The following is a 13085-nucleotide window of genomic DNA, read 5'->3' on the forward strand; positions in this document are numbered from 1 at the left end:
GGACTAGAGGAGCGAGGAGCGCTGAGGGGTGCGGGAGCGTTACGACTTGGAGGCACCGGCGGTCAGGCCGGTGACCAGGTGGCGCTGCACCAGGTAGAAGAAGGCCGCGGACGGGATCGCGATGAGCACCGCCGTGGCGGCCATCAGGTTCCACTGGGCGTCGTGCTCGCTGACGAAGCTCTGCAGGCCGACGGCCAGGGTGTACTTGTCGGAGCTGAGCATGAAGGTGGAGGCGAACGGCACCTCGGCCCAGTAGGTGAGGAAGGAGTAGAAGGCGGCCACCGCCAGGCCCGGGCGGGCGAGCGGCAGCACCAGCCGCCAGAAGGTGCCGAACGGGCTGAGCCCGTCGACCCGGCCGGCCTCGTCGATCTCCACCGGGATGGTGTCGAAGTAGCCCTTCAGCAGCCAGGCGCAGTACGGCACGGTGGTGGTCGAGTAGACCAGGATCAGGCCGGTGTAGCTGTCCAGCAGGCCGAGTTCGGAGAGCATCGTGTACATCGGCACGATCAGCACCGCGATCGGGAACATCTGGGTGACCAGCAGCGACCACATCAGCGGCTTGTGCCCGGGGAACTTCATCCGGGAGACGGCGTAGCCGGTGGTGGCGGCGAGCAGCACGCCGAACACGGTGGTGATGCCGGAGACCAGCAGGGCGTTGCCGAACCAGGTGAAGAAGTCGGTGTCGGCCAGCACGTGCTGGTAGTTCGACAGCGTGAGCTTGCCGAAGATCTCGCCGGGGTGGAGGTAGTCGGTCTTGTCCGGTCCGAGCGAGACGAAGAGGATCCAGCCGACCGGGAACAGCGCGATCAGGCTGGCCAGGATCAGGACGCCGTGGGACAGCGCCTTGGACAGCGGGCTGCTCTCGCCGCGCGGCCGGAACTTGGCGGGCCGGGCGCCCGGGGCCGCGGTCGCCGCGGCGGCGGGGCGTTCGGTGGTGGTGCTCATCGGGGTTACCTGCCTTCGTGGGTCAACTGGGTCCGGGGCCTCAGCCGTTGGCCTGCTCGTTGCGGGCGAGCCAGCGCCGGTAGAAGGCGGTGAAGACGATCAGGATGGACAGCAGGATCACGCCGTAGGAGGCGGACTGCGCGAAGTCCTGGGGGATCTGGCCGAAGGCGAGGCGGTAGGCCCAGGTGACCAGCAGCTGGGCGTCGGGGGCGCCCTTGCCGAACAGCAGGAAGATGACGTTGAACTGGTTGAACGTCCAGATCACGCCGAGCAGCACGACCGTGGAGGAGACGCTGCGCAGCCCGGGCAGGGTGATGTGGCGGAACTGCTGCCAGCGGGTGGCGCCGTCCATCTCGGCCGCCTCGTACAGCTCGGCCGGGATCGCCTGCAGGCCGCCGAGCAGCGAGATCATCATGAACGGCACGCCGGCCCAGGTGTTGACCAGGATCGCCGCCGCCTTCTGCGCCCACGGGTCGGTGAGCCAGCCGGGCTCGGGCAGGTGCAGGGCGGAGAGCATGGTGTTGACGACGCCGCCGTCGGAGAGCATCAGGCGCCAGGAGAAGACGGTGACGAAGGTCGGGACGGCCCACGGGAGGATGAGCAGCATCCGGTAGGCGGCGCGCCCGCGCAGCTTCTTGTTGAGCAGGACGGCGAGGCCGAGGCCGAGGGTGTAGTGCAGGCAGACGCAGACGACCGTCCAGGCGATGGTCCACACGAAGTGGGACCAGAACCGGTCGTACGAGCCGGGGCCCCAGAGGATGTCCGCGTAGTTGTGGAAGCCGACGTACTGGTAGCTGGCCGGGATCTCGTTGACGCCGATCTTGCGGGCGACGTTGAGGCTGTTGGCGTCGGTGAGGGTCAGCCAGATGCCCTGGACGAGCGGGTAGAACACCAGGACGCCGAGCACCAGCACGACCGGGGCGATCATCGCGTAGGCGTACCAGTGCTTGGCGTAGGAGCGCTTGAGGCGTTCCAGCAGGCCCGGACGCTGATCGCGCTCCCGGCTGCCCTTGCCGGTGGCGCCCTGCACGGCGACTGACATCGTTTGCACCTTCTCGGGGGGAAGTCTCGGGGGAGGCCGACGGCCCGGCCCGCCGGTGTCGGCGGGCCGGGCTGCGGGGACTACTTGGCGAAGCCCGGCAGGAGCTTGGCGTAGTCCGTGGCCACGGTGTTCAGCGCGTCCTGGGTGCTGGTGCCCTGGACGGCCTTGCCCAGATTGGTGCCGAGCGAGTCGAACAGCGAGCCGTACTCGGGCAGTTCGGGGCGCGGCTTGGCGCTGCCGAGGATGGCCTGGAAGCCGGCGATGCCCGGGTCGGCCTTGACGTCGGCGGTGTAGGCGTCGGAGCGGGTCGGCAGGGTGGAGTTCTTCTGCGCGATGAAGGCCTGGCTCTCGGCCGAGGTCATGAAGGCGGCGAACTTCTCGGCGGCGGCCTTGTGGGCCTTGTCGGCACCGGCGTAGACCGCGATGTTGTGGCCGCCGGTGGGCGCGCCGGCCTTGCCGGTGGAGCCGGCCGGGACGGGGGCGATGCCGAGGTTCTTCTTGTCGGCGAAGGCGGAGCCCTTGTAGATGTTGGTGATCTCCCAGGGGCCCTGGATGATCGCCGCGACCTTGCCGCTGTTGAAGGCGTCCATCATGTGGGCGTAGGCGTCGGTGGTGACGTCGGCCTTGGCCGTGCCGGGCGAGGTGAACATCGACTTGTAGGTCTCGATGCCCTTGACGGCCTCGGGCGAGGTGATGGTGATCTTCTTGTTGGCGGCGTCGACGGTGTCGGTGCCCTCGCCGAACAGGAACGGCATCGCGTAGTAGCCGTCGGCGGCCTTCAGCCAGAAGCCGTCCACGCCGGCCTTGTCCTTGATCGCGGCGGCGTCGGTCTTCAGCTCGTCCCAGGTCTTGGGGGCGTCGGTGATGCCGGCCTTGGCGAACAGGTCCTTGTTGTAGAGGAAGCCGAGGGTGTCCGTGACCAGCGGGACGCCGTACAGCTTGCCGTCGTACTTGGCCTGCTGGATCAGGCTGGGCTGGAAGGCGGAGGCGTCGGCGGCGGCCGGGGTGCCGTCCAGCGGCTCCAGGAAGCCGGCCTTGGCGAAGGCGGCGGTCCAGCCGACGTCGGAGCGGAACACGTCCGGTGCGCCCTTGGCCCCCATGGCGGTCTGCAGCTTGTTCTGCGCCTGGTCGAACGGCACGTTGACGAAGTTGACCTTGATGTTCGGGTTGGCCGCCTCGAACTTCTTGGCCAGTTCCTGGTAGTTCGGAGCTTCGTTGGTGGCGTTCGACGTGTCCCAGTAGGTGAGGGTGACCGGGCCGTCGGCCTTGCCGTCCGAACCGGAGCCGCCACTGCTGCCACAGGCAGCCATCGAGACCGCGAGGGCCACAACGAGGGCAGAGGCCGCGATGCCACGCCGCATGAGAACTCCTTGGGAGGGTGGGGGTGCCCGAGATGTTCGGAGACAGGCGCATAATGGCTGCCTCGTGCCGACCGCATCGTTGCTGCCGTCGGGCTCGCAAGGAAGTTAACAGCGGCGCAAGAGTGACGGAAAGTCCTTGCAGCAAGTTTCTGCAAGAAACGCCGATCGTTACGCCCACGTGTCCTGGACGTATCCGAGCGGTAGTTGACAGTGCGGCGTGATGTCCGCCTTCGCCCCTTTCGCCCCGCTCCGCACGGTCGACGCGACCACCGCGGGTGGCTGAAAGCCTTTGCAGCAGACTGAACCCATGCGCATCCGAACCGTCACCGAGGACGAACCGCCCCTGCTGGGCGAACCCGCCGGGGCATCGGCCGGGGCATCGGCCGGGCGCTGATCGAACACCTCGAGCGCTGGCCCCGGCTCTGCACGCGCCGGGACCTGCGCCGGCCGGGCCTGCCCTACTTGGCCCCCAGCCGCAGCACCGTGGTCGAGCGGAACTCCTCCCCCGGCCGCAGCACGGTGCTCGGGAAGGCCGGGTGGTGCGGGGAGTCCGGGAAGTGCTGGGTCTCCAGCGCGATCCCGGCGAACGGCCCGTACGGCAGCCCGCTCGCGCCGGTGACCGCGCCCTGGAACTTGTTCGCCGTGTAGACCTGGACGCCCGGCTCGGTGGTCAGCACCTCCAGGGTGCGGCCGCTGACCGGGTCCTCCAGCAGCGCCGCCCGCGCCGGTCCGCCGTCCGCCGGGCGGGCGCGCAGCACCCAGTTGTGGTCGTAGCCGCCCGGGCCGGCCAGCTGCGGGTGGTCGTCGTGCACCGACTTGCCGATCGGGGTGGCCACGGTGAAGTCGAAGGGCGTGCCGGCCACCGGCTCGGTCCGGCCGTACGGGATCTGCCGCTCGTCGGCCGGGGTGTACTCGTCGGCGTCCAGGGTGAGCAGGTGGCCCAGGACGTCGCCGCTGCCCTCACCCGCGAGGTTGAAGTAGGCGTGGTTGGTCAGGTTGACGACGGTCGGCTTGTTGGTGACGGCGCGGTAGGCGATCAGCAGCTCGCCGCCCTCGCCCGGAGCGTGCGACAGGGTGTAGGAGACGGTGACGTCCAGCGCGCCGGGGAAGCCCTGGTCGCCGTCCGGGCTGTGCAGGCGCAGCAGCACCCCGCCCTCGATCGGCTCGGCCCGCCACATCCGCTGGGCGAAGCCGTCCGGACCGCCGTGGATGGTCATCCCGCCACCGGTCGGCGCCAGCGGGTGGTCCTCGCCGTCGATGGTGACGCTGGAGCCGTCGATCCGGTTGGCGTACCGGCCCACCACCGTGCCGTAGTGCCGCGCCGGGCCCAGGATCTGCGCCAACTCGTCCGTGGACAGCAGAAGTTGGGCCGTTCGGCCGGACCGGTCCGGGGCGCTGAGGGTGTGCAGGGTGGCGCCGAGGGTGAGCACGCTCGCCTCGTACGGACCGGCCGTCAGCGTCCAGCGCTGGATCGCCGCGCCCGCACCCGAGGGGTCGAGGGGTTCGCGGCGCACCGTGGTGGCCTCGCTCGCCATGGCCTGCTCCTCACTGGTGGCGGCAGCGCGCGCCGCCTCCGCCCGGTTCCCGGTCCGTCCAGGGGCGTCGCGGCGGCCCCATGGTGTCCGTCAGCCTAGCGAGGGCGGCGGCAGCGGGGGCGTTTCCACGCCTCCGCGCGCCGCCCGAACGCCACCGGCCGCCCGCCCCTTCCACGGCTGCCGTCAAGCAGCCGCCACTCCCCCGCCCCCTCGGCCCCGCCGCTACTCCTCCGACCCCTCGACTTGCCGCTGCGGCAGCCCGAGCGCCGAGGCCAGTCCGTCCGGCCCGGTGCCCGCCTTGCGGTAGACCGCCGCCAGCCGCCGGTTGACCAGGCTCAGGTGCACCCCCAGCTGCTCGGCGATCCGCTGCGGCGGCACGCCCCTGACCGCCAGCTTGGCGACGTCCCGCTCCGGCCCGCTGAGCGCCTCCAGCGTGTCCTGGAAGTCGTGCAGCCCGAGCCGGTTGGGCCGCAGCCCGTAGTTGGCCAGCTCCTGCCGGGCCCGGTCGACCAGCTTCTCGGCCGAGCAGTGCTGGGCCAGCTCGATGCCCTGGTACAGGTACTCCTGGGCGTCCTCCAGCCGCCCGACCCGGCGCAGCGCGGCGCCGAGGTCGACCAGCGCCACGGCGTGCTCGTACCCGGCCGGGGACTGCCCGAGGTGCTCCACGGCCTGCTCGAGCAGCTCGACCGCCTGCCGACCGTCCGAGATCGCCGCCTGCAGCCGCAGCGCGGTGCCGATCGCCGAGGCGGTGCCGAAGCGGCGGGCGTCCCGGACGGCCTCCTGGGCGTACTCGCGGGCGCGCTCGGGCTCGTCGGCCGCGATCGCGACGGCGAGGTGCCCGGCCCACGGCGCCCAGACGGTGTTGTGCCAGCCGCGGACCTTCAACTGGGCCCCGGCCTCGGTGAGCGCGGCGGCCGCCCCGGCGTGCCGGTTCGCGGCGACCAGCAGCTTGCCGTACAGCGAGGCGGCGTCCGGCAGCACCATGGCGGTCGCGTGGTACGGCGGGTGGAAGCCGAACTCGTTGGCCAGCGCCCAGGCCTCGTCGACCCGGCCGCGGGCGATCAGGGTGTCCACCAGCACGCCGACGGCGTCCCAGGCCAGCGGCAGCTTGGCCCCGATCCGCTCGGAGATGCGGTAGGCCCGGCGCAGGAAGTCCTCGGCCTCGGCGAGCAGCCCGCGGCGGAACCGGGCCAGCCCCATCAGGAAGTACGCGAAGCCCCGGTGGGCGCCGCTCCAGCCGGCCACCTCGAACTGGATGATGGCGTCCGCGGCCAGCCGCTCGGCCTGGGCGACGCGGTCGTTGTAGATGTACGTGAGGCAGAGCATCGAGGGCAGTTCGAAGCCCCAGGTGGTGTCGGTCCAGCCGAGGCCCTTGGGCAGCCGGCCGCCGTCCAGGACCTCGTCGGCGAGCGCCAGCGCCTCGGTGGAGGGCTCGCCGCGCAGGGTGAGGTCCCAGGCGCGCATGGCGAGCACGGCCCGGTCGGCGGCCTCCCGGCCGGTCAGGTTCCGGTACAACTCGGCGAGCCGGGCGGAGCGGCCGGGGCCGTCCTCCTCGGACTTGCGGAAGGCGTGCCACATGAACGAGGCCGCCTGGAGCCGCTGCCGCCGGACCGGGTCGGTGGTCTTCTCGGCCTCCTCCTGGCAGACCAGCGCGGCCTGGCCCAGTTCACCGCTGTGGGCGAGCACCTCGGAGAGCCGGAAGGTGGCGTCCACCCGCAGTTCGGGGCGCAGCGGCCCCTCCTCGGGGTCGAGGGCGAGCCTGAGCTGGTTGACGGTGGCGCTGGGGTCGGTGAGCAGTGCGGAGCAGCCGAGCTCGTACAGCACCTCGGCCTTGATGTCGTCGGCGGGCGGCTCGTTGAGCGCGCGGTGCAGGCAGCGCTGGGCGGCTTCGGGAGCGCCGATCAACTGGTGTTCGACGGCGGCACGGCGCAGCTTCTTGACGATCCGGTCGTCGCCCTCGCCGGAGTGGGTCTCGACCAGGTGGCGGGAGGCGGCGAGCAGGCCGAGCCCGGCGTTCTCGATCTCGACGGCGGCGATGCCGTGCATGCCGAGGCGGGTGGCCTCCGGCATGGTGTTGTAGATGGAGCTGGCGATCAGCGGGTGGACGAACTCGAGGTTCCCGTTGGGTGCCTGGGTGAGCACGCGCTGCTTGCGCAGTTGCTTGATGGATTCGCGGGCGCCCTCGGTGCTCTGGGTGGAGATCCGGGTGGCGAGGTCGATCCGGATGTCGGTGCCCAGCATGGCGCAGGCCCAGGCGAAGCGCAGGGTGGCCGGGCCGAGCCGGTCCAGCCAGCTCTTGAGGGTCATCCCGGTGGCGTCGACCGCGAGTTCGCGCAGCTGCCGGGAGTTCTCCTCGACCGGTTCGAGCTCCTGGTCGCGGACCTGGTCGAGCAGGCGGCCGGCCTCGAAGGGGTTGCCGTTGACGACGTTCCAGAACTCGTAGCAGAAGGCGTCCTCGGCCTTGTCGCCGAGTTCGGCGCGGACCATGTCGGTGACGGAGCTCAGGGTGAGCCTGCTGAGCTCGTGCTTGCGGCTGGCGAGGTTGAGGACGCCCCGGCGCAGCTCCTGGGTCTCGTCGGGCCAGTCGTTCTCGTCCTCGCGGAAGGCGAAGACCAGCAGCACGGGCAGCTCGGCGGACCGGACGGCGAACTTGGCGAGCCAGGAGAGGGACTCGGCGTCCGCCCAGTGCAGGTCGTCGACGATCATCACCATCGGCGCGCGGCGCGGCGCGAGCTGGGTGAGGACGTAGTCGAGGCCGTCGCGCACGCCCTGGGGGTCGAGCCGGCGGGCGCCGGCCTTGGGCTGCTTGAGGCCCATGGCCGGTCCGACGACCTCCTCCCAGGTGCCCATGACCTGGCTGAACTCGTCGGGCTCCAGTCGGGTCAGCACGGGCTGGAGGAGCTGGCGCAGCACGTGGTACGGCTCCTTGAACTGCCGTTCGCCACCGCGCGCGAACAGCACGCAGGCGCCCTGGCGCAGGCTGGCGATCCGTCGGACCTCGTGCAGCAGACTCGTCTTGCCGATGCCGGGGCGGCCGGAGAAGGCGAGAAGTTCGCCGATCTCGGTGCCGCCGGCGGCGAACTCGCGGCAGAGGCGGTCGACGGCCGCCTCGACGGACCGCAGTTCGGCGTCGCGGTCGCGCAGCCGGACCCGGGGCGCGGGTCCGTCGTCGCCCCGGCCGGAACCGGTTCCCGTCCGAAGTTCGTTGCCCTGATCGGTCACCGTCGCGCCTCCGCCTCACCCGCTCGCGGCACGGCTCCGCCACCGCGCGGGGGGAGCCGGTCCGTCACTGTTCGTGGAGCCGAGAGTAGCGTCGCGTACGGCTCATCGTGTGGCATTCGTGCAGGCTGGGGCAGACGGTGAGGGTTCGGACAGCTTGCCAAGGGCAATTGCCCTATATCCCTAACGTCCGATCATTGCATCAGATACCCTACGGCCCGCGAGGCGTGGATGATCTTGCCTGACCCAGCCTCACCCTTCGCGCCCCGCCGCGTCAACTCCCTCACGAGAAGTGCTCGAACCACAAGCGCCCCCACCCTCCGCTGCACCGGGAGTCCGATGTCTGACGACACCTCACTTCAGATCCCGTTCCCACACCGCCGCAGTCCGCACGGCCGGTACGCCACCGCGTTGCACCGGGACTGGCTGATCCGCCACCCGCTGCTGCCCGACGCCGACCACCCCGGTTACGCCCACTGGGAGGTGGTCGACCTCGCCGCACTCGGCTACCCGGACGCCGGGCCGGACGAACTCGCCCTGGCGGCCGACCTGATGGGCTTCTACTTCCTCTTCGACGACCAGTTCGACGGCCCGCTCGGCCGCCGCCCCACCGAGGTCGCCCCGATCTGCGAACGCCTGATCGCCGTCCTGCACGGCGCCCGCCCCGACCAGCGCTCCGCGGTCGAGACCGCCTTCGCCGACCTGTGGAGCCGCAGCGTGCACGGCATGCCCGCCCGCTGGCAGGCCCGCGCCGCCTACAACTGGGAGTACTACTTCGCCAGTCACCCGGCCGAGGCGGCCGGCCGGATCTCCGCCCGGCCGCCGGACCGGAGCGGCTACCTGGAGCTCAGACGGGGCACCGCGGCGATGGAGACCATCTTCGACATGGTCGAACGGCTCGGCCAGTTCGAGGTCCCCGCCTCCGTGCTGCACCATCCGGTGCTGCGTCAGATCCGGCAGCTGGCCGCCGACATACCGTCACTCAGCAACGACGTGCGCTCCTTCCCGCTCGAAGCCCCGCGCGGCGACGTCAACAACCTGGTGATGATCGTCCAACGCGAGCGCCGCTGCTCGGCCGAGGAGGCCTGCTCCGCGGTGATGGCGGAGGCCCAGCTGATGGTCGAGCGCTGCGCCGAACTGCACGAACAACTACCCGACGTCTACCTGGAGTTGGGCCTGTCCCGGATCGAACGCACGATCGCCGGGCGCTACGCCGACGGGCTGCTCACCTGGCTGGCCGGCTACCTCAGCTGGGAGGCCCGCACCGGCCGGTACCACGTGGTCTGAACGGCGCGGGGGTGCGACGCCGGAGCATCCGGCGAACCGCGGGCGGCCCGGGAAGGACCGGGAAGGACCGGAACGGGGACCCTCCGTACCGGACCGGCGTACGGACCGTAGCCGCACCGCGCGTCCGGCGGCTATCGTGCTCGTCGGCGGGCGCCCCCGGCAGGGGCGCCGCCCGAGTGCGTGTCCGCACCCTCCCGCCGGACCGCCCGCTGCCCGGGCGGCCCGGCGCGCCGTCCCCGGCCCGATCGGCGCCGGGGGCGCCCGACGTCGCGAGGAGACACAAGACATGACGGTCTACCAGCCCCCCGGCGCGCCCGGCAGCATCGTCGCCTACCGTTCCCGGTACGACCACTGGATCGGCGGCGGATGGACGCCCCCGGTGCGCGGCGAGTACTTCGGCGACCCGACCCCGGTCACCGGCGAAGTGTTCACCGAGGTCGCCCGCGGCACCGCCGAGGACATCGAGGCCGCCCTGGACGCGGCCCACGCCGCCGCCCCGGCCTGGGGCCGCACCTCCGCCGCCGAGCGGGCGCAGGTCCTGCTGCGGATCGCCGACCGGATGGAGGCGAACCTGGAGCAGCTGGCCGTCGCGGAGAGCTGGGAGAACGGCAAGCCGGTGCGCGAGACGCTGGCCGCCGACCTCCCGCTCGCCGTCGACCACCTGCGCTACTTCGCCGGCGCGCTGCGGGCCCAGGAGGGCAGCCTCTCCCAGCTGGACGAGGACACCGTGGCGTACCACTTCCACGAGCCGCTGGGCGTGGTCGGCCAGATCATCCCGTGGAACTTCCCGATCCTGATGGCGGTCTGGAAGCTCGCCCCGGCGCTCGCGGCCGGCAACGCGGTGGTGCTCAAGCCGGCCGAGCAGACCCCGGCCTCGGTGCTGCTGCTGGCCGAGCTGACCGCCGACCTGGTGCCGCCGGGCGTGCTCAACATCGTCACCGGCTTCGGCGAGGAGGCCGGCGCCCCGCTGGCCGCCAGCAAGCGGGTCCGCAAACTCGCCTTCACCGGCGAGACCGGCACCGGCCGGCTGATCTCCCGCGCCGCCGCCGACAACCTGATCCCGGTCACCCTGGAGCTGGGCGGCAAGAGCCCCAACCTGTTCTTCGCGGACGTCGCCGCCGCCGACGACGCCTTCTACGACAAGGCCGTCGAGGGCTTCGCGATGTTCGCCCTCAACCAGGGCGAGGTCTGCACCTGCCCCAGCCGCGCGCTGATCGAGTCCTCGGTCTACGAGCGGCTGCTCGGCGACGGCCTGGCCCGGGTGCGCACGATGCGCCAGGGCAACCCGCTGGACACCGAGACCCAGGTCGGCGCGCAGGCCAGCGCCGAACAGCTGAAGAAGATCCTCTCCTACTTCGAGATCGGCCAGGCCGAGGGCGCCAAGGTCCTGGTCGGCGGCGAGCGCGCCGACCTCGGCGGCGCGCTGGCCGGCGGGTACTACGTGACGCCGACGGTCTTCGAGGGCGTCAACAGCATGCGGGTCTTCCAGGAGGAGATCTTCGGACCGGTCGTCTCGGTCACCCGCTTCGACGGCTTCGACGAGGCGATCGCGCTCGCCAACGACACCCAGTACGGGCTCGGCGCCGGCGTGTGGACCCGCAACGTCAACACCGCCCACCGAGCCGGGCGCGCCATCCAGGCGGGCCGGGTCTGGACGAACTGCTACCACCTGTACCCGGCCGCCGCGGCGTTCGGCGGCTACAAGAACTCCGGCATCGGGCGGGAGAACCACAAGGCACTGTTGGAGCACTACCAGCAGACCAAGAACCTGCTGGTCAGCTACTCCCCCGACGCGCTCGGCTTCTTCTAGGCGGTTCTCCCGGGCGGTTCTCCCGGGCCGGCCCCGACCGGCCCGCGACAGACGTGGAGCGGGAGACCTCGTCCGGTCTCCCGCTCCACCGCCACTCCCCGTGGCGGGCTTTCGGGGCAAATCACCTGTTCCGGGAATTTCGCCTGGTTCGGGATCAAAGCACATGAATCCGCAGATTTTCCCGACGCGCCGCCGACATGCCCGGACGGGCCCCGCGAACGCCGTAGACAGGACTCCCCGTTCCCGATCCCTCCAGGGAGTCCGGCATGACCATCGCCCCCGCCAAGCTCAGCGACCCCACCGTGCGCGCCTTCGTCACCGCGATCAACGCGGGCGACCGCGAGGCCTTCTTCCGCGTCCTCACCCCGGACGCGACCATGTCCGACGACGGCTCCGACCGCGACCTGAACGACTGGGTCGACCGGGAGATCTTCGAGTCGAACGGCCGGATGGACGTCCAGACCGAGTCCTCCGGCGGTCACGGGCTGGTCGCCAACTTCACCAACGAGACCTGGGGCGAGATGCGCACCGCCTGGCGGTTCACCGTCGCCGACGGGAAGATCAGCCGCTTCGAGACCGGCCAGGCCTAGCGAGCGCACGGCCCGGCCTCAGGACAGCCCCAGGCACCCCCGCACCGCGCGGATCAGGTTGCGCGAACGGACGTCCCCGGTGACGCCCGGCTGCATGCCGTTGGTGACGTACCCGAAGCCGAGCCCGAGCTCCGGGTCGGCGAAGCCCAGCGAGCCGCCCCGGCCCGGGTGGCCGAAGCTCGCCGGAGAGGCCATCGGCGCGGTCGGGCCGTGCCGCCAGAAGCCCAGCCCGAAGGTGGAGTTGACGATCAGCACCCGGTCCGGGCCGTTCACCACCGGTCCGACCGCGCGGGCCAGCACCTCCGGGCCGAGCAGCGGCGGCAGCAGCGTGCCGGAGCCGTCCGACCGGTCGGCCACGCCGATCAGCGCCGCGTAGAACCGCGCCACCGAGCGGGCGGTGCCGATGCCGTTCGCACCGGGGATCTCGGCGGCCTGCACCGCCGGGTCGTTCATGTTCACCCCGGGCAGCACCGAGGCGAAGGCGCGGGCGGTCAGCGAGGCCGGGTCCTGGTAGGCGTCCCGGACGGACTGCTTGGGCCGCAGCCGCAGCCCGCTCGGGCCGGTCCGGGCCGCCTCCGGGGCGGGCAGGTCGACCAGCTTGCCGACCCGGGGCGCGGCGCCGGCCGGCAGCCCGATCCACAGGTCCAGCCCGAGCGGCCGGGCGATCTCCTCGGCGAAGTACTGTCCGACCGTGCGGCCGCTCACCCGGCGCACCACCTCGCCGACCAGCCAGCCGAAGGTGTACGGGTGGTAGCCGTGCGCCGTCCCCGGCTCCCAGGCGGGCGCCTGCGCGGCCACCGCGGCCACCGCCCGCTCCCAGGTCAGCACGTCCTCCAGGCGCAGCGGCACGTCCAGCACCGGCACCCCGGCCTGGTGCGTCAGCAGCCAGCGCACCGGCACCGCGCCCTTGCCGGCCGCCGCGAACTCCGGCCAGTACGAGGCCACCGGCGCGTCCAGGTCGAGCAGGCCGCGCTCGGCCAGCAGCAGCGCGGTGGCGGCGGTCAGGCCCTTGGTGACCGAGCGCAGCACCTGGGCGGTGTCCGCCGTCCACGGCACCGCGGGCGCGGGCCGCCCGCCGACCTCGGGCCGGGCGTCCCCGCCCCACAGGTCGACCACCTTGCGCCCGCGCAGGTACAGCGCGAACGCCGCGCCCAGTTCGCCGTACTCGGCGAAGTTCCGCGCGAAGGCCTCCCGTACGGGCTCGAAGCCTTCGGCCGTCTCGCCCCAGATCTCCACCACCGCGTGCCGTCCTCAGGTCGTTCGTCGCCGCCCAATTGATCGATTCCTCGTTCGAAG

General features: G+C 71.8%; 9 protein-coding genes. 3 read left to right on the forward strand and 6 right to left on the reverse strand.

The window, feature by feature from the left end; all coding sequences use genetic code 11:
• Positions 1–39 precede the first annotated feature (39 nt).
• The 5 genes from O1G21_RS07785 to O1G21_RS07805 form a co-directional block, all read right to left on the reverse strand.
• Entirely contained in the window at positions 40–945 is a 906-nt protein-coding gene (locus tag O1G21_RS07785; RefSeq protein ID WP_270141956.1) for a sugar ABC transporter permease, read from the reverse strand.
• 40 nt (positions 946–985) lie between these two features.
• On the reverse strand, positions 986–1987 hold the full coding sequence (locus O1G21_RS07790) for a carbohydrate ABC transporter permease (protein ID WP_270141958.1): 1002 nt from the start codon (positions 1985–1987) through the stop codon (positions 986–988).
• 80 nt (positions 1988–2067) lie between these two features.
• On the reverse strand, positions 2068–3348 hold the full coding sequence (locus O1G21_RS07795; RefSeq protein ID WP_270141959.1) for an extracellular solute-binding protein: 1281 nt from the start codon (positions 3346–3348) through the stop codon (positions 2068–2070).
• A gap of 458 nt (positions 3349–3806) precedes the next feature.
• On the reverse strand, positions 3807–4883 hold the full coding sequence (locus O1G21_RS07800) for an aldose epimerase family protein (RefSeq protein WP_270141961.1): 1077 nt from the start codon (positions 4881–4883) through the stop codon (positions 3807–3809).
• A 222-nt stretch (positions 4884–5105) separates the two neighbouring features.
• Positions 5106–8105 carry an ATP-binding protein gene (locus O1G21_RS07805; protein ID WP_270141963.1) on the reverse strand — a complete coding sequence of 1000 codons (3000 nt, stop codon included), beginning with the start codon at positions 8103–8105 and terminating at the stop codon, positions 5106–5108.
• 336 nt (positions 8106–8441) lie between these two features.
• Here O1G21_RS07805 and O1G21_RS07810 point away from each other — a divergent pair, with 336 nt between their 5' ends.
• The 3 genes from O1G21_RS07810 (at position 8442) to O1G21_RS07820 (ending at position 11789) form a co-directional block, all read left to right on the forward strand.
• Complete coding sequence (locus tag O1G21_RS07810) at positions 8442–9389, forward strand: terpene synthase family protein (RefSeq protein ID WP_270141965.1); 948 nt, start codon at positions 8442–8444, stop codon at positions 9387–9389.
• A gap of 286 nt (positions 9390–9675) precedes the next feature.
• Complete coding sequence (exaC, locus tag O1G21_RS07815) at positions 9676–11199, forward strand: acetaldehyde dehydrogenase ExaC (protein WP_270141967.1); 1524 nt, start codon at positions 9676–9678, stop codon at positions 11197–11199.
• Positions 11200–11465: 266 nt separating this feature from the next.
• Positions 11466–11789, forward strand: coding sequence for a nuclear transport factor 2-like protein (locus O1G21_RS07820; RefSeq protein WP_270141969.1), 324 nt, complete (start codon positions 11466–11468; stop codon positions 11787–11789).
• 18 nt (positions 11790–11807) lie between these two features.
• Here the strand turns inward: O1G21_RS07820 and O1G21_RS07825 are convergent, their stop codons facing one another.
• Complete coding sequence (locus tag O1G21_RS07825) at positions 11808–13028, reverse strand: serine hydrolase (protein WP_270141971.1); 1221 nt, start codon at positions 13026–13028, stop codon at positions 11808–11810.
• Positions 13029–13085 lie beyond the last annotated feature (57 nt).

This window comes from Kitasatospora cathayae (assembly GCF_027627435.1).
GTDB classification, from domain to species: Bacteria; Actinomycetota; Actinomycetes; order Streptomycetales; family Streptomycetaceae; genus Kitasatospora; species Kitasatospora cathayae.